We start from the raw sequence: 23,498 nt of genomic DNA, 5'->3' as shown, positions 1-23,498 counted from the left end.
AAAGAGTGAAAATTGATGGCAGAACATGATTTAATAAAAGCATTTGTTAAAGTTGCTCCATTGCTTAATGAGCTTGTCCAGGACGATATAACTGTTGGAATTTACGATACGGAGAAGCTGATCATTAATATACCAGGTAAAACGTTTGCTTTAAATGTAAACCCAGGTGATCCATTAATGGAAGGGGATATCGTAACAAATGCGATTAGAACCGATTCTCCTTTATCGGCAGTCCTTCCGAAGGAGCTATTCGGATTTCCGTTAATAGCTCGTGCACTACCTCTTCATGATGATGAGGGTAATGTAATAGGCGGTGTAGGAATCGGAACAAGCTTGGAAAAGGCAAACAAGCTATTTGAAATGGCTGAAAGCTTTTCTGTAATTGTGGAGCAAACAGCAGCAGGCATTGAAGATATAAGTGAATCGGTGACTTCACTTGCTGATCGAGTGACAGATATTACGTCTCAAATGAAAGCCGTAAGCTCAAGTGCAGAGCAAATCGGTGAAATTTCTTCTGTAGTTAAGGGAATATCAGACCAAAGTAATCTGCTTGGTTTAAATGCAGCGATTGAAGCGGCTAGAGCAGGGGATGTAGGGAAGGGCTTTTCCGTTGTAGCGAATGAAATACGTAAGCTAGCAACCAATTCGAAGGAAAATGTAAATCAGATTAATGACATAACAAAAAACATTCAAGGGCTTCTGTTAACGTTGAACCAAGCTTTCTCAGAGGTAAATACATTGACTGACAACCAATCCGGTTCCATTCAAGAATTTTCTGCAACTATTCAAGAAATTAGCTCTAAGGCACAAGAGCTAGCAACACTTGCACAAGAATCACTTAGTCAAGATAACTAAAATGAAAAGAGCAAACCGTCTATATGACGGTCGCTCTTTTTAAAATTCTAATATTTATTGGCTATGTTAAAGGTGAGGGTTGATTTAATATACAAATAAAAAATGACCTTGGATATTTTCGCCAAGAGCATATTAATTTGATTTCCTTTTTTACTAAAGCACCAGTTAGCCATCCATGTAGCGGAAAACAAGCGCTACACCACAGAGAATGAAAATGTGAAAAACGGGTATAGGATGCTATGGCTGGCTAACTTAATATAAACATTCTGAAGGCTCAGCTTTTTTTAAAAAGCAATTTCTGAGTCTCTTTTGGTATGTAAACTTGTATATTTTGGGCATTTTTTAATTTTCATGGGAGTTGAATAAAGCAATTCTCTTTTTACATCTTTTTTTCTCTGTCAGGTTCTTTCATAAACACATTCTCATTATCTTTAAATCCTTCGGGCTGCCAGTATTCCTCTGGTAATCCTTTTCCCACAAATGACTTTCGAAGTTGTCCAATTGCTTCGGACCATGTTGCAAATTCACTCATAGAGTACGGGGGTTGTCCTTCATCATTCCAAACTGCCCACTTATTACTTGGAAGTTCTGTTGCATACCAACCTGCGTCTTCCTCTAGGCGATAAATATAGAACGTGTTTTCTTCGGCAACTTTCCAATTTGTGTAGCCCAAAGCATTTGCAAATTCATCGTATTTATTAAAGATAAGAGAACGTAAAAACCTATTTACTTGCTCCACTTATCACTTCGCCTCCTTTTTTCAAACAAACCTGCACTTCTTATTTAAATACTTTATCTATTTCATCTTTGTCGTAATCTAATATCCAATCATTGTATGTGCTATAAATGTCTCGTATAGATTCAGGGAAGGTAGCAATCAAATCACATCCTCTATCATCGTACACGTGAAAAATGGTTTTCCTTTTGATATTTATAAAATATATCCTATGAAAAATACTTGGTTGGATTCCTAAATCCTGATTGCATACTGCCTTTAACAATGAAATATATTTCATATCAGATGCCTTGCATTTAAGAGTAAACCTATGTGTTTTACATTTCCCGTCTTCATCATCTTCTGGGAAAACATAAGGTATTTCTGCATGCTTCAATTTATATAAGATTGATTTTTCATAGACATAGGGAGAAAAAATCCTTGCTTTGTGCTTAAAGGTTTTTCCATTTCCAAAATCGTCTACATCTACTACAACAAAAATCTCCTCGTCTTGTGAATGCAAGGATTCAAATAACATGACAGCCCTTTTATATAACCCCTGAACATAAGTACTGTTTTCGAAATTGTATTCTCCATCCCACTCTACCCCTAATTTGAACCGTATGCCAATTTCCCAGTTATAAAACAATGGTGGTCTAAGGTTTAAGTTAGGGTAATTTTCATTAATATAGTCATTTAAAAGCATTGCCACACCTCATTTTATTTCTTCAATTTTACCATTCCTTAATCAACTAACCTGCATCGTTAGTAAAAATACAACCTATGTCTATAATTCTATTAAGCGCAAAGGGAATACAAACTTGAAAAAGTGGGTTCTTTTATTGCCAAAAAAATAAAATTTTGCATATCCCGCAAGTATCTAGAACCAGCCAACCTCCAAGATTAAAGAAACTATAATACAGATATTGAATGTTTTTTAAGTTAAATATTACTTCTATTTAATTTATCATAATGCCTTCAACCGCAGAGATTAAAATGTATAAAGAAGTGCACAAAATAAAGATGCCCCACAATAAACTCTTAGTTCTTTTATATTCTCGTATTCCCATTATTAGTAACGTTACACTTAGAAGTATTAACATCAATGGTAGTAAGTTGTAATTTTCCGTAACCTTACTGTAAATACCAACTAACATACCAAGGACTGCAAAAATTAATTGAAATATCATTAAAATGTCAAACTTTTTTTCTTTCATTTTTATACCTCCAACAGATAATCCGTCATCTTCAAAAAATACCAATTTAAACTAACCTGAGACGTTCGTTTAAGTGTAACATTTCACAAATAAAATCACCTCACGAAAAATCAACCCCAGCCCTTAACATAGCCAATTTATTTAAAAAAGTTAGATTGTATGATGCTTGTACAAAGAGAAACTGTAAAGAAGAATTCCACAACCATACCGAAAGTTAGATATAATTAACATACGTAATTAGATTAGGGGGAGAAGTATGTATAAGCTGCTTAAAAAGTTGCCTAATGAAACACACTACTGGGAGGTGTGGAAATCCGGAAGAAGTCTACATTTTACCTATGGAGTACTAGGAGTGAGCATAAAAGTGAGGAGCAACCGCTAAGTTTATTTGAAAGAGGCAATAAATTAATGAAACGGTTAGTAGAGGAGAAAGAAAATCAAGGATTTGTCCAATGCCATGAGGATAAGGAAATAAAGGTGGACATTGCGTATCGTGAAGATGCAGCAGAATATGAGACTTTTAGACAGGCAAGCTATGATTTACAAGATAAGATAAATGATAGTTTATTGTCTACAGGTATAGGCTATACGGAAGGTATCACAATCAATGAAAGCGGAGCTACCATTTATTTCTTCGTAGTAGATGAAGATTTAGGTATTGTAGCAATACAAAAGATTTTACTTGAACAGAAGCTATTAAACGAAAGCAGTGTCTCTTTACTACAGGAAGACGGAAACTACATAAGCGCAAATACATACCAATCCAAAGACTAATTGTTAAGCAATGGTTAGATACTGGAATAAATTTTACATAATGAACACAATTGTTCTTCTGTCCTTTTAGTATAAGGGTATTTAAAGCGACAAACTATCAAAATGAGATATAATTATAATATTATTAATAATATAATAATTAAACAAAGGAGTTTTTATTATATGTATGAACTGTCCAAAAAGTTAGCTCATGAAACGCATTATTGGAAAGTGTGGAAGCATCAGAAGAGAATTTGCGTCGAATATGGAGTTATTGGAGTCAGCAAAGAGTCCGAAGAAATCCAGCTTAAACTTTTTGATAACGGAAGTAAGCTGATGAAAAGATTAGTAGAGGAAAAGCGGAGCCAAGGCTACGTAAATAGCGATGAAAAAGAAGCGATAGATATTGTTATCCACAATGATAACGGAGTAAGTGAATATGACGTATTGAAAAAAGCTAGCTTCGAATTATATGAAATGATTGAGAAAGAGCTTATGGAAACTAGTATAGGCTTCCCGGATGGTGTTGATATTAACGACGAATCAAGGGTTATTATCACTTGCTTTGTTGAAGACATGGATATTGCCATTCAAAGAATTCGACAAGTAATATCAGGCCAGAAATTGATAAACGTTAACCAAATATCTTTGGACAATGGTGGGGAGCCAATTGATGTAATGGTAAAGGATATTAAATCATAAAAGCACATCTAAAGGAAAACAAAGGGGACCGGTTAAGATGATGATAAGAATGATAAAGAAGAATGGTAAGGAAACGCTATATTGGCAGGCATGGAATTATAAATTTCCATTAAGTATTTTAACTGGTACATTAGGAAAAGAAGGAATAGAGGAGAGGCCGTCCTTAAGGTTTTGGGAAAGTCCTAAAAAAATTGTGAAAAAATTAGCCAAGGAAAAAGCAAATCTGGGCTATGAATTTGTGAATGACAAAGACATGAACAAACTAGTTGTCCAGTATCGCTATGAAGAAGCTGATGAAGCTCAGTTTGAAGCGACAGAGAAAAAGTGCTTTGATGTTGAGGATATTATAGAGGAGGCTCTCCTTTTCACAGGAAATGGGGACGTAAGTGGTTTGGAGGTCGGAGCAGGGGCAGGAACAATTACAATTTTTGTCGTAGATGTAGAGATTGGTTTTAACACTATCTGGAAGAAGCTATCTGAACACGAATTGACAGAAGGTGTTGAAATTGCTTACGAGCAGGAGCAGGATAGCTATGTTTCGTTGTATCCCGAGGATGCTGAATTTCAGCTAGTGTAAATGGTAAAGGAAACAATTCCTATGATATAATAGTGACCTTAGGTAGATTAGGAGCAGATGATCCCGATTGAAAGGAAGTTTCCGAAGCTTCTTCCTGCATGTCTATTCGGAAGCTATGTCGGAGGTGTCATGATGAATAAAAAATGGACGATTGAAGAAATCCGTGAGTATGTTAAAAAGAATTCAACAAGTGAATTACTTTCTACTGAATATAAAGGTTTCTCCCAAAAATTACAGTTTAAATGTTCCTGTGGGAATCTTTTTGAAAAAACATTTACGAAGTTTAAGGGAAGTAATCAAAAAAGCTGTACGGAATGTGCCCCAATTAAACCATCACGTTAATTAGCAAAAGAGCTGCCCTTAGGACAGCTCTTTTCTTATGGTAAAAATATTAAATCCAATAATTTGTCAGGCAGTTTTGGACTTTTCAATTAAAAAAAGTGTTCCATATAGTTGATTCTTGCAATCAAGCAAACTATATATTTAGCAATAAGAGGGACTACTAATTTTAAATACTAGTCCAACATATTATTCACTGGTTTGGTAATACGTTTTTGAAAGATCCAGTTACCTAATATAAACGATGTGATGACTAGTAATATAAGTGGTAGCTGAAAGATTATCCAATTAGATGGCCCATAATATTTAGATTGATGTGCCCTTTCCACAGTATCAAAATATGCTTCCTTATATTCAAATTGGATAATCCATTCTTCATTGGCCATTGCCACAGTACCAATATCATAATCATTCGGTATGATTAATTCTGTAACTGTTCCACCATCTCCAACAACTAACTCCGCTTGAGAATAATTAATAGGATAAGCGTTAGAAGGTCCTTCTTTTAGCCGAGAAAAATCAATAGAATAAGGATGTGTTATCCCTTCCCTGATGAGTGTGAAATCATTTATGTGATCGGTAGAAAATACGGCTAAATGCTGCAGATGGTCGCTGTATTCCTGAAATATTTTTTGAAGTGCTGTTTCATCTAGATTAGTAGACAAGACTTCAAATGACTGTTCCATTACCTCTTGCTTTTCCTGCTCAACCGATCGTGCTACTTTTCGTTCATCGTTTATATCATTTAATACACTCAGAGAATATATGAAAAATCCAACGGTTACTATGAGTGAAATCCAAAATGCTGCACGCAAAAAAGCTGTATAACCTCTTTGTGCATTAAAAAAGTTTGCAAGTTTTTTTAATGGTTTCTTTTGTTCCATATTAGCCGTTATGTCCACGTTTTCATCTATATCGAATTCAGCACGCATTTGTTTTGCGATTTGTGTACATTTGTCACATGTGGCAATATGTTGATCTACAAACTCTGCACTCTCTAGACTACAAAGCTTATCTATGTAAGTGGGTAACAAATCACGTACAATATAGCATTCATTCTTCATCTAAAATTCCTCTCTCCCTTAATTTTAACTTCGCTCGGTAAAAACTAACCCTTGCCCAATTTTCATTTTTTTTGTGTATTTCACCAATCTCCTTAAAGCTTAGGCCACCTAACATACGCAGCAGCACAATTTCTTTAAATGGCTCCTCCAACAAATGAATCGTACGATAAAGCGCAATTTTATTTTCGTTCTCAATTAGGTTGCTTTCGAGTGAAGGTACATGGTTTGGCGCATTGGCTTGTTTTGGCTGTTTTACTTGCTTATCTACGTATTTATAATATGTATGCTTGGCAATTTGACAGAGCCAAACTGACATTTTGCACTCACCATTATAATTATCGATTGATCGAACTGCCTGATAAAAAGTCTCCTGTGTTAGCTCCTCTGCAACGTCTGTATTGTTGCAAAGAACCATCAAATATTTAAAGACACCATCCGCATATTGCTTATAAATTTCCGTAAGCTCCCCCAATGTTCAACCTCCTTTCACCCTATATATCTATAAAATTATCAATTCGTTACAAACTTTTAGAATTTATTTTTTATACTCTATCTTAGCATGAGAAAAGGGGTTAATTAGGAAACACGAATTTTAGAAGATGTTATTGTATAATAAATGGAAAATATATGAAAATAATATTTTAAAATTACAAATTTTATTATATTTAACCAATATCAACTATATTTTTTTATTTTCTGATAGAATAAGAGGGAAGGGAGAGAGTTAAAATGATTAAAAAACTTAGTAAAGCAGTACTAGTAGGTGTTTTAGCTTTGGGAATTACGGCGACAGCTAATACATCCGCAGAGGCAGCCACACACAAGGTGATGTGGGGTAAGACGGAACTAAAAGTAGGACAAATTGGTAAAGTAACAATTCTAGCGGACACCGACTTAGTAAAAATCGGAGCTAATGGCTCACTTAGCAAAGTGAGAACACTTAAAAAAGGTGAAGAATATAGAGTCTACACTTATAAGAGTTCAAACGGTGGCTTATACGGATTAGGTGCAAGTAGCTTTGTTCAAAAGGGGTCAAAAGTAAAATATGAAACTCCTTCAAAAAGCAAACTTGCTTTGCTTAACAAAGAGGTAAACGGTGGGCTAGTCCCAAAAGCGGGTATGAAGCTTACTTATTCTCCAAGTTTTACAGAGAATACTAAAAGAGATTTCGTTACTACTGTTATAAAGGAAGATGGTTATATTCAAACTATTTTAACCGTTCCAGGTAAGCAATATGAGAGTTATGTGTATAATGAGATTAACAATGTCGAAGGTAAACAGATTTTTTCTTTTGGTGTGAATCATACAGATTGGGGATTATTTGCTATTGAATTTCCTCTAATTGAAGGCAAGCAAACAAAAGAAATTTTCTATGATGAAGAAAACAACAGAGTAACACAAAATATAGATGTTATTAGTACAACTAGTACTGTAAAGGTCAAAGCAGGGACATTCCAAAATGTTGTCATATTCAAAAGTAAAGAATATGGAGTTACGTTTTATTTAGCTCCAGGTGTTGGAATTATTAAAGCAGTAGGTAATGATGGAAATACTGTGGGAGAACTAATTTCTTTCAAATAAAAAAGATAAAACCAGATCTAGTCATTGAGCTAGATCTGGTTTTATTTATGATTAACATATTTAGCTTCTTTCTTTCGCCATTCTTTGCTTCCTAGACTTTCTATAATAGAGTAGCTCATAAATACATGGCACAACTATTAAGGTTAGAAGCGTTGCCATTGCAAGCCCACCAATCACGACGATTGCAAGACTTTGTGATACAAGGCTACCTGTTTCCGCTTGCTTTAACAACAGTGGAAGCATTGCACATATAGTGGCGATTGCTGTCATGAATATTGGTCGCATTCTTGTAGAGGTTGCTTCTACTAAGGACTCGCGAATGGTCATGGTTTTTTCATTTTGCTTTACTCTGTCCAATAATACAATAGCATTGGTAACAACAATTCCGATTAACATCAAAGCACCTAGTAATGCGGTGATATCTACAGAAATCCCGCTAATCACTATTCCTAAAACTGCACCGATTGCAGCTAGGGGTAGGGAACAAAGAATGGCAATTGGAGTTCTTATAGATTTAAAGGTAATGACCATAATTAGAAAAACTAGGCCAATAGAAACGAGCATGATTAAAAATAAATCTTCAAATTCCTCTGCTTGTTGACTGCTGGAGCCACCAATGAAAACCTGTGTGTCCTTTGGAATGTCTATACCTTTTTCCTTTTCATTATCTCCAAAAATAGCAATATTCATGTCACTTGCTACCTCTGAAAGCTTAGCTGGATCCACAGATGCCGTTACTCGGAGATAAGTCTTCCCATCCTTATGCAGCTGAATAGTGGAGCGTTGCTCAGTTTGTAGCGTAGCTATAGAAGATACAGGAACAGGACCATCGCTTGTCATTATCTGGATAGCCTTTAAATCCTCTGGTGTTTTAGTATCTAATATTGGTTCTAGAAAAACTGTTTTTTGCTTATCCTCTACCTGGATTGTTCCGATAGGTGTCTTGTTCAACATAACACTTAATTGCTGTGCAATTTGCTCGGTGTTTCCTTTAGATGAATCGACTACCAAGGAGTGTACTGTTTTCTTTTCATCCTGATTCGTAGTTACCTTTTCGATTCCTTCAATAGGCTCTATCTTCTCTTGAATAACTGGTGCCAGCTTTTCCAGACTTGCTAAGTCATCGCCCACAATATCAATGTTAATACTTGTGCTAGTTCCTCCCATCATAAAGGAAGCAGCAGTAATTTCTAATTCAGCCTTTGGAAACTGACCGCGTTTTTCTTCTATAGCCTCTATGACCTTATCTATATCTTTTTTGTCGTCCAATAAAATGCTAAAAAGTGCCTCGGTCTGAGATCCTACAGATCCATATTGTGCTGCTTCGGGAGGCGTACCAACTTGTGCAAAAACAAAATCGACTTCCTCCATCTCCCGAATAAGGGATTCCATTTCAATCGTTTTTTCCTTAACCTCCTCTACAGGTGTATTAGACGGATAGCTTAAGGAAGCCGTAATAAAATCCGCAGAAGAATTATCCACTGCTCCTTTAGGAATTAAAAGGTAAGTGCCAATTGAGCCAGCAAACAGGAATAAAGAAACTACAAAGATAACCCACTTATGATTTAAAGACCAGGTTACAGCCTTTGGAAAACGGACAGCGGGTTTATGCTCCGGAAGTTTCGTGTTTTTCAATAAGCCTGCGCTCATAATAGGAACGACAGTCAGTGCTACTAACAAGGAGGCTAATAGAGAATAGGTTACTGTTAAAGCAAACGGAAGAAGGAAATCCTGCAGGGTGCCATCCAATAAACTCATAGGAAGGAATACTGCCACTGTTGTAAGCGTTGATGCGGTAATCGCAACCCCTACCTGCTTTGTAGCATCTATGACCATCTGAACAGAAAACTTCTCCGTTTGCATCTTCCGGAAAATATTTTCAATAACGACAATACTGTCATCTACTAAACGGCCAACCGCAACAGCTACACCACCTAGTGTTAAAATATTGAGCGTAACTCCCGAAATCCAGAGTAAAAATAGCGTTAAGCAAAGGGATAACGGAATAGAAATAATTGTTATGAAAGTAGAGCGGATATTGCGTAGGAAAATCATAATAACAATGGTTGCAAAAAGTGCGCCAAGCAAAACCTCTTTCATCATTGTGTGAACAGAATTTTGAACCAAATCAGAAGAGGATACATAAATAACAGACTTCTGCTGCTTATATTGTTCATTCAATTCTTTTGTCACTTGCTCGATTTCCTTGCTGATTGTAACAGCATTCGATGTGCTATCCTTTGTAATGCTTATATCTAAGCTTTCCTTGCCATTAAATCTACTAATAAAGCTGGAGTCAATTGTCTCTTCAATTACTGCAATTTCGACTAACGTCACATCAGGGACTATCGAGAGATTTTTTAGCTTTTCTATGCTAGTTAAGTCACCAATCACTTTGATATTGCTCGTCTTCCCATCGATATTTTTCTCACCAACAGAAACAGCCGTATTTTGCCCCTGGAGGATTGTCATTACCGATTGAAGAGGAATTTGAGAATCCGCTAATTTGTCCTCATCTAAACGAATCGAAATGGTGGATTCAGTAATCCCATACACATCAACATTTGCAACTCCTTTAACCTCTTGAAAACGTGACTTCAGCTCATTTTTCGCAAGCTCCATGTTTTCAGAAGTGAGGCCGTCCTCAAATGTGATCGCAATATTGATAATTGGGATCATGGATGTGTGAAGCTGGGAAACAACTGGTTCGGATATAGAAGGTGGCAAAGGTACACGGGTCAATGCCTCCTGCACTTCTTGTTTTGCTTGTTTCATATCATAGCCAGATTCATACACAAGATCTACATGGGAATACCCATCCCCGGTTCTAGAATAAACCGAAGACTTACCGTTCAATCCAACAACAGCCCTCTCAATAGGACTGGTCACTTCGCTCTCCATCGTTTTCGCATCTGTACCAGGTCCCATAGTGATAATGGTTACCTGCGGATTATCGGCAGAGGGTAAAAACTCCATCGGCAATCTAAAATAACTAAACACTCCAATTACTAATACTAAAACGGTTAATACCGCTACACCCGCTTTATTGCCAAATGCCCATCTGGTAAAACTCGACATCTTCCAACTCCTCCTTTGAATTAAGAACAGTACGTATGAGTGCATCTTGATGTTATAATTTTCAATTAATTTACAGCGCTAGTTACTCCTTTCATTGCTTTACCATTTCATTGTAGAAAATAGAAATGATTTCCACATTGAGCGAGAGGATTAACTATTGCTAGGTCTGGAGGCTGATAAGATTATAGGGCTTAAAGAAGGAGTTTTTTATAGGGAGATAATGGGCAAATGAGTGCGAACGGTCATAAAATTTTCTATCCGGTCATAAATCCGGCTTATGCGGTCATAAATTTTCCTATCCGGTCATAAAAAAATCTATCCGGTCATAAATGTGCTCCGAACGGTCATAAGTTTGTTTTTCTGCTTCAAATGTCTATGCTGGAGCTTGCTTTCTAATAAAAAAACACTAAATAGGGCCAGATTAGCCTTAATTACATGATGAATCTGTCCAAAAGGTTGATTTTGTTGCGAACGGTCATAAGTTTGTTTTTCTGCTTCAAATGTCTATGCTGGAGCTTGCTCACTGTTTAAAAAACACTATATAGGGCCGGATTAGCCTTAATTGCATGATAAACTGCGCAAAAGGCTAATTTTATTGCGAACGGTCATAAATATATCTATCCGGTCATAAATCCGGCTTATGCGGTCATAAATTTTCCTATCCGGTCATAAATGTGCTCCGAACGGTCATAAGTTTGTTTTTCTGCTTCAAATGTCTATGCTGGAGCTTGCTTTCTAATTAAAAAACACTATATAGGGCCAGATTAGCCTTAATTACATGATGAATCTGTCCAAAAGGTTGATTTTATTGCGAACGGTCATAAAATTTTCTATCCGGTCATAAATCCGGCTTATGCGGTCATAAATTTTCCTATCCGGTCATAAAAAAATCTATCCGGTCATAAATGTACTCTGAACGGTCATAATTTTGTTTTTCTGCTTCAAATATCTATGTTGGAGCTTGCTTTCTAATTAAAAAACACTAAATAGAGCCGGTTTAGCATTGATTGCATGTATAATCTGTCTAAAATTTTATTGCGAACGGTCATAATCTTGCTATACAAAGGAAAGGGCTCTTGAAAGATTCAAGAGCCCCATAGGTGTGTATGTCATTACTAAATCTATTTATAACTTTGCTTTCATGATGAAGTTGATCTCTTCGAAGCCCATTTTTTTATAAATTTCCTTAGCGAAATTGGAGGCAAAGACATTTAGACGAACCTCGTCGTAGCCCTGGCTCTTCCAATAGGCGTTTCCTTCGTTTATTAGCAACTTAGATAGACCTTTCCCTCTGTGCTCGGGTAGTACATAAATTTCATAAATAAAACCATATGTTTGATCCGTAAAGTAATCTGTGTTTTTTCCTAGCAGTATCCATCCAGTAATGGTACCGTCTTCTTCTTTGGCAATTAAGTAGAACCCTCCTTTATCTAAAACTCCTTGGAGCATTGCGACTGCCTTTTCTTCACTAATTTCCATTTGAGTTGCATCATAAGTAGAGCTTACTGCATGAGAAAGAATAAATTCGACTTCCTCTTTAGTTGCTTGTGTAATCATTTCATTCCCCCCTTTATGCTATTTTATTTCCACAAGGTTTGATGAGAATCCTTTAATGTCCTCATTTGAATTATCTATCACCTCATATAACAAATAAGTAATGTTTCGTTTAAGAATGATTTGCTATGCTTGTCTAAAGGGGGAGAATATTATGAATACATTTAACGTTAGTTCTATTGGAACGGTACATAACACTAGAAAAACTCCGGAGGATGATTATTGGGGTCAAGTAGTATCTGAGATAAGATTGAACAATGATTGGGACGTGACAAGTTTAGATGGTATTGACGCATTTAGTCATGTAGAGATTATTTTTTTATTTCACCTTGTATCAGACGATAAGATTCAATATACTGCTAGGCATCCGAGAAATAACACGGACTACCCGAAGGTTGGTATATTCGCGCAACGTGGTAAAAATCGTCCAAATAAAATAGGGCTTACTACTGTGGAACTCATTAAAAGGGAGGGATTATCAATCTTTGTAAAAGGGTTGGATGCCATAGATGGAACTCCGGTTTTAGACATTAAGCCTGTCATGAACGAATTTCTTCCAAAGGGAGAGGTAAAACAGCCAAACTGGTCAGTTGACTTGATGTCGAATTATTGGGAGTAACTTAAAAGGAAATGAGCGTTCTTTCGCGAATAAAACATAAAATATCTTTTTGGGGAGGAGAAACTATGAGCTTAATTGAACGAATTGATACTGTCTGTTTAAAGGTCCGTGAGATTGAAAAGGCAAGTCGATGGTATAAGGAAATGTTAGGACTAGAGGAGCATTACAAGGAAGACCACTACGTTATTTTGAAAATTGGAGAGAGCAGTGTCCCATTGACGTTAGAAAAGGGAGAGCCGGCTGCACAAGATAATGCTACATATCCAATCTTCTTTTCTTCAAGCATTGATGAGACCCATCAGCTACTCTCGGCTCGCGGAGTCCGAGTGTCGTCGATACAAAAGGATGGCATTAATACTTATTTTGAGCTATATGATTTAGATGGCAACAAGTCACAGATCTGTTTTTGGGAATAAAGACTTTCCAAAGAGCAATATACTGTAGAATTAGACTAACCTGTTAAGGGAGGTAATGCTCAATGGATTTTATCACTTCATTATTTAACTCACATGTTGATCTGTACATTAGATTAGCTGTTGCAACGTTTATCGGATTGCTAATTGGCCTGGAGAGAGCTATTAAGCATAAGCCTGCCGGTATACGGACACATATTTTAGTTTGCTTAGGCTCTACATTAGCCATGAGCTTATCCACGTTAAACCAAGGGCCATACATGGACCCAATGCGCTTAGCTGCTCAAGTCATCAGTGGAATTGGGTTCCTTGGAGCAGGGGTTATTTGGGTAGACAAGGATAATGTAAAAAGAGGACTAACTACTGCAGCAAATCTTTGGATTACTGCCTGCGTTGGCTTAACGATTGGCTATGGCGCTTACGACTTAGCAATAATTACTGTTGTGTTTATGTTTGTAGCGATGAATCTACCTAAACTATTAGAGAAAATGGGCATGCTTCCACCAAGAGGAAAGGAAGTTGATGATAAAGATAGTGATAGCGATGGTGAATAATGAAAACAAAGAAAAATTTATTTACATAGAAATGTTTTAAATTTTTCTCTCGTCTACCAATTTATATTATCAGCTTTTATATCTTATCGTTTTCTTTGAGCTTTGTTAAACAAGTACTCTATTGAAAGTTTCACTAATAATGTTCAAAACACCAGTTAAGGCACAACTGGTGTTTTTTTGTCGTGGATTTTCTTAAAACAATCATAAATTTTTGTTCTTTATTGCTTGTCTAAGTGAATATACTCTATTAAGAAAAATTATGAGGTCGAATTTTAAGTAACTTCAAAACAAAAGAGTTAATTAATTTGCTAGAAGGTAATTTATAAGCGTCTGATTAATTATATTATTTTAAAATAATACTTTTAGTTTTTTTTCATATATTTCTTTAGTATTACGAATTAATCCAGAATGAATGTAAAAGAACTAGTACAGAATAATAATTATTTTTGAAAGGAGGAATCTGTAATTTATCAAAAATATGGAAAGCGATTATTGGATATTTTAGGGAGTTTTATTCTTCTAGTTATTCTCTCTCCATTTCTCTTAATTTTTTCTATAATTTCATATTTTGTCTCAGGTTTTCCTATATTTTTTTATCAGCTAAGGGGAGGACGACATGAACGGATTTTTTTAATATGGAAGTTTCGAACAATGGATTCATCAGATGTAGATTCTCCAGGTCATTCCTATCAGTGGGGCTACGAAGTGCCTCAAAACTTTACATTTGAAAAGCCAGACCATATTAAAATAACGAAGGTAGGAAAAATTTACAGGAAATATAGCATAGATGAATTGCCCCAATTATGGAATGTGTTAATTGGAGATATGAGCTTAGTTGGACCTAGGCCAGAAATGATTGAGATTACTACACATTATTCTCCTATACAAAAAAAACGCTTACTTATGAGACCGGGAATTACTGGATACGCTCAAATTCGAGGTAGGTCAACCATTACTCATGGTGAAAAATTAAAATATGATTTGTATTACGTAGAGAACTGTTCCTTTTTCTTAGATTTAAAAATATTAATAAATACATTTTGGATAGTTGTAACAGGAAAATGGTCCTCATAGTCAAAAGACGAAACTTAATTGATAGTTGTAAATAGAGGGAGTAGATAAACATGGATAAGGATATGAGTCTCAATGAGTTCTATCTACTGTTAAGGAAGAAAAGAATATTGTTAATAACAGTCTTTCTTTCATTTGTGCTAATAACAGGTGTTGTTAGCTACTTTTTTCTAACACCTAAATATGAAGCTACCACTCAACTTCTTATTAATCAAAAAGAAAAAAGTAGTAACCGTTTAGAAACTCAAGATATTCAATCAAATTTACAAATTATAAATACTTATAATGTCATTATTAAAAGTCCTGTCATTTTAGATAAGGTCATTGAAAATCTTTCTTTGTTAACGACATCAGATCTTCTTGCTGAAGAAATATCTGTAACGAATGAACAAAATTCTCAGGTATTAAATATTTCTGTTGAGCATGAAAAACTTAAAACAGCCGTAGCAACAGCCAATATGACTGCAGATGTATTTCAAGAAGAGATAAAAAAAATTATGAGCATTGATAATGTCACTGTTTTATCTCCAGCACTAGAAAAGAAGAGCGTTAAGCCTATTAAGCCTAACCTACCATTAAATTTAATAATTTCTAGCATCCTAGGAGTTGTTTTCGGAGTAGGTTTAGCTTATTTTCTCTACCTCATTAATACTACTGTCAAGACTGAAGAGGATATAGAAGAACTTATTGACTATCCCTTGCTGGGTATAGTTAGTCCAATAAATACAAATGTGATGGATGTTGTAGGAACACAAAGAAAGAGGAGGAGGAGGGAAAAAAGTGATCCAGAAAAAGACCATTCCGAAGGGTAAAAGACTAGTATTGAACTCTCATCTAAATTCAATAGTTGCTGAGCAGTTTCGTACAATAAGGGCAAATATTAAGTTTGCAATGAGAGATAGGGAATTTAAAACTCTTCTTATTACCTCTCCTTCTGTAGGTGAAGGAAAGTCGACAATAGCCTCCAATTTAGCTTTGATCTTTGCACAAGCAGGAAAAAAGGTATTGCTGGTAGATGCCGATTTAAGAAAACCGACAGTCCATTATACATTCAATAAACATATCTCCAAAGGACTAAGTTGTTTCCTGCGGAATGAGGAGAGCCTTCCAAGTATCATTAAGAATTCAGGTAAAGAGTATTTGGATCTAATAACCTGTGGTACCATCCCATCTAATCCAAACGAAATATTAGATTCAGCTGAAATGGATAATTTTATAAAAGAAACAAGGAAACTATACGATCTTATCATTTATGATGCTCCTCCAATACTTTCAGTTTCAGATGCGCAAATATTAGCCAATAAATGTGATGGGACATTAATAGTGATAAGTGCAGGTAAAACAGAAAAAAAGACCTTAAGCAAAGTAAAAGACGCACTTGATAACTCTCAGGCAAAGGTTATAGGTATGATTTTGAACAATTACAAAATAGAAAAAGATCATTATTACTATCAGTATTACGGAGATAAGTAAACTAACCCCATTAGAAGTAACTTGTTTAATTGTTTTCAAAATAAATTTCTAACGTGAAGTGGCTCTTACTTTTAAAATACAGGGGGGGGTTGAAATGAAAAAAAGAATATTACATGTATTAAGTTCTAATGATTTGGCTGGAGCAGAAAACGTAGCAATTGGAATTATCACCACTCTTTCAGATTCATATGAAAGTGCTTATGCTTCTCCGAGTGGGTTAATTGAAGACGTTCTACAAAACAGAGGTATTGAGCATGTAGAAATGAAACAACTATCTATACGGCAACTCAGAAAAATTATTAGAGAATGGAAACCCGATTTAATACATGCCCATGATTTTACTGCAACTATAAAATGTTCGTTAGCAACTTTTACTATTCCAGTTATATCCCATATTCATCAAAATCCACATTGGCTTCAATCTGTAAATAAATATTCTATCGTATTTTTTCTAGCATGCTTAAAAATACAAAAAATAGTTGTAGTATCTCCTATCATAAAAGAAACTTCATTTTTAAATAGATTTCCTTCTAGATGTATCTCAATAAAAAACATCGTAGATATAAATGCGATAAAGAAAAATGCCCTTTTAGTGGAGGATAAAGATTTTGATATAGCATTTATCGGTAGATATGAAGATATAAAAAATCCGCTTCGATTTATTGAGATATGTGAAAAGGTGATTGAAATAATTCCAAATCTTAGAGTTGTCATGCTAGGTGGCGGGTCTCTAGAGCAAGTATGTCAAAAAGTTATTTTACAAAGAAATTTGCAAAAAAATATTGAAATAAGAGGATTCCAAATGAATCCTTACCCAGCACTTTTACACTCTAAAGTTTTTGTAATGACATCCAAATCAGAAGGTTTGCCTATGGTTCTAATGGAAGCACTAGCTTTAAGTAAGCCTGTGATAGTGCCTCTTCTACCAGGCATAGACAATATAGTAGATGATTCATGCTCGTACATTTGTGAAAATGATTTTGAGTTTGTAGAGGCGATAATCATACTGTTAAATTCTGTAGAAGAATACCAAAGGTTAAAAAAAGGTGCATATCAAAGAGCAGAAGAGTTAAGTGATATTGCTCAATTTAAATATCATCTTGGACAGGTATACAGTAGTGTTCTACAGTAGGCCACAATCTCATATTACAAATTTTCTATTTAAAAACAGCTGGATGATTTTAGATGTTTTTTTTACTATTTTCTGTCTCATTGGTGACCAGCTGTTGAATAGTGGTCTTGGGATGTATGTACTTGTAATTTACTTTATTGCTCGTATATTATTCTCTACTATTGATCAAAACTTTTCTATATTAGTCTTTTTAATTCCTAATTTAGGGATAATGCATTTTACAGCAAGTACTGTGTCAATTCCTTCTTTGAACATTCTTATTTGTATATCTCTTGTTAAGCTAGTGATTAAATGCAGAAATATTGATATATCAAAATGGTATTTATTTTTTATTATTTTTATTATTTTTTATGAAGCATTACATTTATTTTCGTATAATTTAAAATCTATCTTTTTACTTTTTAGTTGGATAGGTGCAGTTTTATATGCTGCTTTGTACTTAATCTATTCAAGGAACACATATAATCATTTAAATACGATTAAGTACTTTCTTGTAGGGTTGGTTATTTCTATATTGTACGGAATTGTAGAGTTCTATCAGCTATACGGATCAATTTTGAATCAAAATGCGACGATTCGTTTTCGAGGCGGAGCTGGAGATTCTAATTATTTTTCTATGTATATTATGGTAGCCATGTTTTCGATGCTTCATCTTGTTATTAGAGGAAAGGGTATAGGTAAAAATATATTTTATCCTCTTTTATTTGTCTTTTTCGCAGGCTTTGGAATATTGAGTCTTTCCAGAATGTTCATATTGGTTGTTACGATCACTTTAATGTTCTTGCTCCTAAAACTTCTGCTTTCGCTTAGGAAGAGTAAGAAGTTAATACAGTTTATTGTAATGATTATTATCCTCACGACGATACTTTCTTTTTTTTATCATGAAGAAATTCTTTCTTTGTTAGATTTGCTTTTTTCAAGGTTTACAAATTATATTAATGACCCTGATGCTTTGACAAGTAATAGGAATATTATTGCTGAAAGTTACTTCACACTTATGAATTCAGATTGGAAGCTAATGGTTTTTGGTATGGGAATTCAGGATTACCATATAAGATCTGGAGTTTATCTTGAAACGCATAATATTCTTATAGAGCTATTTGTTGTATGGGGATTATTAGGTTTTATCATTTTCTTCCTGTTTTTAATGGTGTTAACTGTCTTTGCCTCTTCCAAGAAGCTTAGAAGAACAGCGTTCATCAGCTGGCTGCCTATTTTAGCTATGGGTATTAGCTATCTGTCAATAAATGCACTATCAAATGAAAGCTTCTATTTATTATTACTATTTGCGATAAAAAATATCTACGAATATGAGTAGTGGTTGGATAAATATAAATTCTTGAGAAAAGAAGGAAATTCTATTGATAAGATGAAAAAGACAGCAGTATTTTTAATGATTATAGCAGTTTTATCAAAGGTCACAGGCTTTCTACGCGATATAACTTTATCTTATTTTTATGGAGCAACTGCTATTAGTGATGCGTATATCATTTCCATCACTATTACCTCCGTTTTGTTCAGTCTTATTATTGCGGGTATTTCGACTGCATATATACCTATGTATAAACAAATTGAACATGAGGACGGAAAGAGATCGGCATTGGGTTTTACTAATAATTTGATAAACATAGTTCTTATCATTACTACAGGAATAATAGTTATAGGTTTGCTATCTTCTAACCTACTTGTAAAAGTGTTTGCCTTAGGCTTCGATGGGGAGACATTGAAAATAGCAGTGATGTTCACTCGCATAGGCTTGATAGGGATATATTTTACTAGTCTAACTCAATTGTTTATAGGATATCTGCAAATAAACGAAAAGTTTACTGCCTCAGCAATGGTAGGTTTACCATTCAATTTCATCATCATTTTGTCCATATATTTTAGCGTACATTCGAATATAGTTGTTTTAGCTATAGGAAGTGTTTTAGCTGCCTTTTTTCAAATGCTGTTTCTATTTCCTGCACTCAAGAAAACTAATTATAAATATGAGCGTATTGTAAGTATCTCAGATAAAAATATAAAAAAAATGGCTACTATTGTTTTTCCAGTAATGATTGGAATATCCATTGATCAAATAAACTTAATGGTTGATAAAACAATTGCATCCATGTTGGTAGAAGGCGGGATATCGGCGTTAACATATGCAAGTCGTTTAAATGATTTTGTTCAAGGGATTTTTGTACTCTCCTTTGTTACAGTTATGTTCCCTCTCATCTCAAAGATGGCGGCACAAGACAATCAAAAGGACTTTAAAAAGTCTATTAGTGAGGTAATATCCAGTGTAATAATTATTGTGGTTCCAGCTAGTGTTGGAATAATGATACTTGTTAATCCAATAATCAAAATATTATTTGGTCATGGACATTTTGATGGTCAAGCAGTGGAAATGACTTCTCATGCATTATTTTTTTATTGCATTGGAATGATTGGTTATGCAATTAGAGAAATTCTCAATAGAACATTTTATTCATTACAGGATTCTAAAACGCCTATGTATAATGCTGCTATTGCAGTTGGATTAAATATAGTTCTTAATTTAATCCTTTCCAGATTTTTAGGCATAAGTGGTTTAGCGCTAGCTACGAGTATTTCAGCATTATTTTGCTCTTTTCTTTTAGTTATTCATCTGAGAAAAAAAATAGGACCTTTTGGTTTAAAGGAATGCCTCATCACTTTTGTAAAAGTATCTATTGCAGCGGGAGGTATGGGAGGGGTTGTCTATTTCTTAAATCAATCTTTAGTTATGGGTGAATTATTAAAACTATCAATTGTTGTATTAGTAGGAATAGTTATATATATATTACTGATCACTTTATTTAAAGTATCTGAAACAAAAACAATTATAAATTATATAAAAGAGAAATGGATCAATTAGAAGAAAGGATTGAGCTACTGAAAAACTTGGAGCTGCATACAATTGTCTGTTTTGAGGATTTGGCACTTGTTGAAAAGGAATGGACAAAGATACTAGATACTAAGCAAAATACAAATCCGTTTATAGAATTTATGTGGATATATGAATGGTGGAAGCATCTGGGGGGAAGTAAAAATATTGAAATTTCCGTTGTAAAAGAAAATGGAAAGATAGTAGCTATATTTCCTTTCCTATATACAAAAAAAGGTGCTTTATATGAATACTCCTTTTTAGGTCTAGGTCAAGCAAATTATATGGAAATTATCGCTTTTAATAGAAAACTAGAAGCCCTTATTAGATTTGTAATTGACTCAATTATAGAAAAGAAAAAGCATGTAGTTTTTAAATTGCATGGCATACTTGAAAGCAGTGACACCTTTCGTGCGTTAAATAAATTTCTGCAAAAAAATAATTATCCTCATACTAAACATCGTGTTATTACTCCATACATTAATTTAAAGAAAATTGAACTTGAAGAATATATGAAAAAGCGGAAAAAAATACACCGATTAGATAGAAGAGAAAAACGTATAAGGGAAAATGGGAATGTTGATGTATTAGTAACAGGGCCGGATAAAATGGAAGAAATATTTGATATTCATCATAAGAGATGGAAAAAGAAACATGATACGAGTCGTTTTACTTATAAACAAGAAAGAGAGTTTTATAAGAGTTTAGCCACTCGAACTACTGGAGATTGTCAAACTGAGATAGATGGCCTTTACTTGGATGGTAAAATGATTGCCTTTAACTATGGATACCGATGCAGAGGAAGATATATCAGCTATGTACTAGGATTTGATGATGATTACGATGTATTTAGTCCAGGTAGAATTCTAGAAAAAGAAAAAATCCTTCAATGTAGTGAACGGGACATAACAGTTTTCGATTTAAGTATTGGATATGAAACGTATAAATTTGAGTGGAATACAGATGTGGATCATACGACTAAAATGATTTTTTCATCTAGTACACCTTTAAGTAGAATGTACAGGAGAATCTTATCGGGGAAAGAAGGTTTAATCTCAAGAGTAAAATTAAACCAAAAGATAGTGTTATTTAAAAGAAACAAGCTAGGTAAAGCTGTATACATCATAAAAAATATTTTCCGTAAAGGTGAAGCAAAAGAAGCTAGGAAAATAATTTTAGAATTTCTTGCAATGCAATTTAGAAAAATATTCCATATGAAAAGTTACTATATATATGAAATACCAAGAAAAGATGTAAAAGCAAGAGATGGAATTAAGTCATATACGGAACTTACTATAAAGGATTCAACTTCTAAGTACTCTATATTTCAGCCATTTATGAGAGATATTTGTACAAAAATTTATGGAGGAAGTAAAGGGTTTTATGATAGTGAAGGGGTTAAATACGAGAATGTTATTTGGTTAAACGAAAAGGTATTTCGTATAGATGAGATATCCTATTTGAAGGACTTTAGAAAAAGCTCTATTTCAATAGAAAATTGGAGAATAGAAAATATAGCGGAGATTTGTTCCTATATAAAAAAGAAAAGTAATGTGAATAAGCTATTCGTTTTTGTTAAACGACGGGAAAAAAAGAAAATAGCAGAGTTAGAAAAACAGGGTTTCATATTAAAAGAGAAGATTGTTAAAAGAACTGTTTTCGGTGTTACTAAGATGATGATTACTTAAATTACCCTATGTAGAAGAGGGAGATAAATGCGCATTGTTCAATTGATAACCCATATGAATGAGCTTGGAGGAGCCCAAGTCCACGTACGGGATTTATCTAGACAGCTTTTAACTGATGGTCATGAGGTTACTATAATGTCGGGTGGTGAAGAAACTACCGATTCGGATTTAGTTGTAGATGGTATTGCATATGTTCGAACAAAGTTTTTAAAAAGAAATATTAACCTATGGAAAGATGCTCAGGCTATCTTGGAGATTAGGAAAAAGCTAAAGGAACTGAGTCCAGATATCGTCGCTATCCATTCGTCTAAAGCTGGTATATTAGGAAGAATTGCTTGTTGGTCTCTGAGGCTTCCATTTGTTTTTACAGCACACGGCTGGGCATTTGCTGAAGGGGTTGAAACAAGAAAAAAAATGTTTTATAGATTGGTTGAAAAACAAATTGGAAAATTATCACGCACTGTTATAACTGTGTGTGAACAAGATCGGCTGTTAGCCATAAATAATCGAGTACTTCCTTCGGAAAAACTAGTAACAATTACAAACGGAGTGCATGATAACAGCATTTTAAGTAATAGGACCATAAAGGATGAAGTAGTAATAGTAATGGTTGCACGTTTTGAAGCCCCCAAAAAACATCTAGATGTAATAAAAGCTTTAGCTCAATTAAAAGACCTGCAATGGAAAATGATTTTTGTAGGGGATGGATCATTAAAGCAAGAAGTAATGTTAGCAGCTGTAGAAAATGAGCTAGATAACAGAGTCTTATTTTTAGGTAATTGCTCTGATGTCTCTTCTGTATTGAAAAACTCTGACCTGTTTGTGCTCACTTCTTCATGGGAGGGATTACCATTAAGTATATTAGAAGCTATGATGCACAGTCTTCCTGTGATTTCTTCAGACGTAGGGGGTGTAAGAGAGGCGGTTTCTAATAACAAAAATGGATTTCTTATTAAGGACAATCTCTCGGACCTTTTAAAAAGATTGATCGAAGATGAGGAACTTCGATTAAGAATGGGGAAAAAGAGCAGAAATATTTACTTAGAATCTTTTACGTTTTCAATTATGTATGAAAAAACGTGTTCAGTTTATCATAAAGTGATTAATAAAAAAGAACTACTATAACGTAGGAGACTGTATATGAAAAACTACTCAGTCACAGTACAAACGCTTATTGCTCTTACTGGAGAAGTTTTCTATGACAAAAGCATAATCATATAGTTTTT

At 34.4% G+C, this 23,498-nt stretch carries 24 protein-coding genes; 17 read left to right on the top strand and 7 right to left on the bottom strand.

The window, feature by feature from the left end; all coding sequences use genetic code 11:
- The first annotated feature begins 15 nt into the window (after positions 1–15).
- On the top strand, positions 16–855 hold the full coding sequence (locus tag MHB55_RS15380; protein WP_144538715.1) for a methyl-accepting chemotaxis protein: 840 nt from the start codon (positions 16–18) through the stop codon (positions 853–855).
- Positions 856–1,234: 379 nt separating this feature from the next.
- Here the strand turns inward: MHB55_RS15380 and MHB55_RS15375 are convergent, their stop codons facing one another.
- From MHB55_RS15375 to MHB55_RS15365, 3 genes are all read right to left on the bottom strand, one after another.
- Positions 1,235–1,594 (bottom strand): hypothetical protein, encoded by a 360-nt coding sequence (locus MHB55_RS15375; RefSeq protein WP_154310143.1) that lies wholly within the window; start codon positions 1,592–1,594, stop codon positions 1,235–1,237.
- Positions 1,595–1,634: 40 nt separating this feature from the next.
- Positions 1,635–2,276 (bottom strand): DUF3885 domain-containing protein, encoded by a 642-nt coding sequence (locus tag MHB55_RS15370; RefSeq protein WP_154310145.1) that lies wholly within the window; start codon positions 2,274–2,276, stop codon positions 1,635–1,637.
- Between the two features lie 253 nt (positions 2,277–2,529).
- Positions 2,530–2,787, bottom strand: a complete 258-nt coding sequence (locus MHB55_RS15365; RefSeq protein WP_154310147.1) for a DUF3953 domain-containing protein — start codon at positions 2,785–2,787, stop codon at positions 2,530–2,532.
- Positions 2,788–3,195: 408 nt separating this feature from the next.
- Between MHB55_RS15365 and MHB55_RS15360 the strand changes: the two genes are divergently transcribed.
- From MHB55_RS15360 to MHB55_RS15345, 4 genes are all read left to right on the top strand, one after another.
- Positions 3,196–3,561, top strand: coding sequence for a hypothetical protein (locus MHB55_RS15360; protein ID WP_340863577.1), 366 nt, complete (start codon positions 3,196–3,198; stop codon positions 3,559–3,561).
- Between the two features lie 162 nt (positions 3,562–3,723).
- Positions 3,724–4,242 carry a hypothetical protein gene (locus MHB55_RS15355; RefSeq protein WP_191697712.1) on the top strand — a complete coding sequence of 173 codons (519 nt, stop codon included), beginning with the start codon at positions 3,724–3,726 and terminating at the stop codon, positions 4,240–4,242.
- 37 nt (positions 4,243–4,279) lie between these two features.
- The gene (locus MHB55_RS15350; RefSeq protein WP_191697710.1) at positions 4,280–4,819 is read left to right on the top strand and encodes a hypothetical protein; all 540 of its coding nucleotides are present in this window, start codon (positions 4,280–4,282) and stop codon (positions 4,817–4,819) included.
- Positions 4,820–4,951: 132 nt separating this feature from the next.
- Positions 4,952–5,161, top strand: coding sequence for a hypothetical protein (locus tag MHB55_RS15345; RefSeq protein ID WP_191697709.1), 210 nt, complete (start codon positions 4,952–4,954; stop codon positions 5,159–5,161).
- Between the two features lie 173 nt (positions 5,162–5,334).
- On the opposite strand, the gene MHB55_RS15340 is transcribed toward MHB55_RS15345, so the two are convergent.
- Both MHB55_RS15340 and MHB55_RS15335 read right to left on the bottom strand, forming a co-directional pair.
- Positions 5,335–6,222 carry a zf-HC2 domain-containing protein gene (locus MHB55_RS15340; protein ID WP_191697707.1) on the bottom strand — a complete coding sequence of 296 codons (888 nt, stop codon included), beginning with the start codon at positions 6,220–6,222 and terminating at the stop codon, positions 5,335–5,337.
- On the bottom strand, positions 6,212–6,694 hold the full coding sequence (locus tag MHB55_RS15335) for an RNA polymerase sigma factor (protein ID WP_151113256.1): 483 nt from the start codon (positions 6,692–6,694) through the stop codon (positions 6,212–6,214). Before MHB55_RS15335 ends, MHB55_RS15340 begins: the two co-directional genes overlap by 11 nt.
- Before the next feature lie 257 nt (positions 6,695–6,951).
- Between MHB55_RS15335 and MHB55_RS15330 the strand changes: the two genes are divergently transcribed.
- Positions 6,952–7,803, top strand: a complete 852-nt coding sequence (locus MHB55_RS15330) for a hypothetical protein (RefSeq protein ID WP_144538699.1) — start codon at positions 6,952–6,954, stop codon at positions 7,801–7,803.
- Positions 7,804–7,863: 60 nt separating this feature from the next.
- On the opposite strand, the gene MHB55_RS15325 is transcribed toward MHB55_RS15330, so the two are convergent.
- Together MHB55_RS15325 and MHB55_RS15320 are read right to left on the bottom strand one after the other, a co-directional pair.
- Positions 7,864–10,881: an efflux RND transporter permease subunit gene (locus MHB55_RS15325; RefSeq protein ID WP_340863574.1), complete on the bottom strand. Its 3,018-nt coding sequence runs from the start codon at positions 10,879–10,881 to the stop codon at positions 7,864–7,866.
- A 1,125-nt stretch (positions 10,882–12,006) separates the two neighbouring features.
- Complete coding sequence (locus MHB55_RS15320; protein WP_340863573.1) at positions 12,007–12,438, bottom strand: GNAT family N-acetyltransferase; 432 nt, start codon at positions 12,436–12,438, stop codon at positions 12,007–12,009.
- Between the two features lie 151 nt (positions 12,439–12,589).
- Here MHB55_RS15320 and MHB55_RS15315 point away from each other — a divergent pair, with 151 nt between their 5' ends.
- The 11 genes from MHB55_RS15315 to MHB55_RS15265 all read left to right on the top strand — a co-directional run bounded on the left by MHB55_RS15315 (position 12,590) and on the right by MHB55_RS15265 (position 23,397).
- Positions 12,590–13,054: an SAM-dependent methyltransferase gene (locus MHB55_RS15315; RefSeq protein WP_340863572.1), complete on the top strand. Its 465-nt coding sequence runs from the start codon at positions 12,590–12,592 to the stop codon at positions 13,052–13,054.
- A gap of 65 nt (positions 13,055–13,119) precedes the next feature.
- Positions 13,120–13,470 carry a VOC family protein gene (locus MHB55_RS15310; protein ID WP_340863571.1) on the top strand — a complete coding sequence of 117 codons (351 nt, stop codon included), beginning with the start codon at positions 13,120–13,122 and terminating at the stop codon, positions 13,468–13,470.
- A gap of 62 nt (positions 13,471–13,532) precedes the next feature.
- The gene (locus tag MHB55_RS15305; protein WP_144538689.1) at positions 13,533–14,021 is read left to right on the top strand and encodes an MgtC/SapB family protein; all 489 of its coding nucleotides are present in this window, start codon (positions 13,533–13,535) and stop codon (positions 14,019–14,021) included.
- 492 nt (positions 14,022–14,513) lie between these two features.
- Positions 14,514–15,095: a sugar transferase gene (locus tag MHB55_RS15300; protein WP_225321648.1), complete on the top strand. Its 582-nt coding sequence runs from the start codon at positions 14,514–14,516 to the stop codon at positions 15,093–15,095.
- A 50-nt stretch (positions 15,096–15,145) separates the two neighbouring features.
- Entirely contained in the window at positions 15,146–15,904 is a 759-nt protein-coding gene (locus MHB55_RS15295; protein ID WP_340863569.1) for a YveK family protein, read from the top strand.
- A complete protein-coding gene (locus MHB55_RS15290) occupies positions 15,873–16,565 on the top strand; it encodes a CpsD/CapB family tyrosine-protein kinase (RefSeq protein WP_340863568.1) in 693 nt (230 codons plus the stop codon). The genes MHB55_RS15295 and MHB55_RS15290 overlap by 32 nt, the downstream gene beginning before the upstream one ends.
- 94 nt (positions 16,566–16,659) lie before the next feature.
- Positions 16,660–17,697 carry a glycosyltransferase gene (locus MHB55_RS15285; protein WP_340863567.1) on the top strand — a complete coding sequence of 346 codons (1,038 nt, stop codon included), beginning with the start codon at positions 16,660–16,662 and terminating at the stop codon, positions 17,695–17,697.
- Positions 17,698–17,791: 94 nt separating this feature from the next.
- Positions 17,792–19,015, top strand: coding sequence for a hypothetical protein (locus MHB55_RS15280; protein WP_340863566.1), 1,224 nt, complete (start codon positions 17,792–17,794; stop codon positions 19,013–19,015).
- A gap of 3 nt (positions 19,016–19,018) precedes the next feature.
- Entirely contained in the window at positions 19,019–20,575 is a 1,557-nt protein-coding gene (murJ, locus tag MHB55_RS15275) for a murein biosynthesis integral membrane protein MurJ (protein WP_225216139.1), read from the top strand.
- Positions 20,563–22,272 (top strand): GNAT family N-acetyltransferase, encoded by a 1,710-nt coding sequence (locus MHB55_RS15270; protein ID WP_144538677.1) that lies wholly within the window; start codon positions 20,563–20,565, stop codon positions 22,270–22,272. The genes murJ and MHB55_RS15270 overlap by 13 nt, the downstream gene beginning before the upstream one ends.
- Positions 22,273–22,299: 27 nt before the next feature.
- On the top strand, positions 22,300–23,397 hold the full coding sequence (locus tag MHB55_RS15265; RefSeq protein WP_144538675.1) for a glycosyltransferase family 4 protein: 1,098 nt from the start codon (positions 22,300–22,302) through the stop codon (positions 23,395–23,397).
- Positions 23,398–23,498: the final 101 nt, after the last annotated feature.

The organism is Psychrobacillus sp. FSL K6-1267 (genome assembly GCF_038003265.1).
In the GTDB taxonomy this organism is placed as follows: Bacteria; Bacillota; Bacilli; order Bacillales_A; family Planococcaceae; genus Psychrobacillus; species Psychrobacillus faecigallinarum.
This window is presented reverse-complemented; position numbering and strand designations above follow the sequence as displayed.